Raw genomic sequence first — 250 nt, 5'->3', positions numbered from 1 at the left:
GTAACAATAAGCATTCCTGACAAAATAAATGTGTGTCATAACGGAAATGTGATCTCCGTTTCCAAATTCGCAGCGATCGTTCATATCCGTCATGGCGACTGTATCGGATCATGGGGCAGCGGCGTGGATTATCCCGCATTGAAAGTGACTGCGAATCCGAATCCAACTGTCAATACATTCCTGATCTCGATAAAGGGCGGCCATCCGGTGCAGCCGGTGGGGATGAAAGTATACAATATCCTGGGAAGAC

1 protein-coding gene is annotated in these 250 nt (G+C 47.6%); it reads left to right on the top strand.

The genetic code is table 11. From position 1 onward, the window contains the following. Positions 1-48 precede the first annotated feature (48 nt). On the top strand, positions 49-250 hold a 202-nt coding region (locus tag IEQ44_RS17385), incomplete at its 3' end, for a hypothetical protein (RefSeq protein ID WP_227487685.1).

It is taken from the genome of Nocardioides malaquae (assembly GCF_015070385.1).
Taxonomy (GTDB): domain Bacteria; phylum Actinomycetota; class Actinomycetes; order Propionibacteriales; family Nocardioidaceae; genus Nocardioides; species Nocardioides malaquae.
Note: the sequence above shows the minus strand (reverse complement) of the source record. Positions and strands in the feature narration are given on the sequence as shown.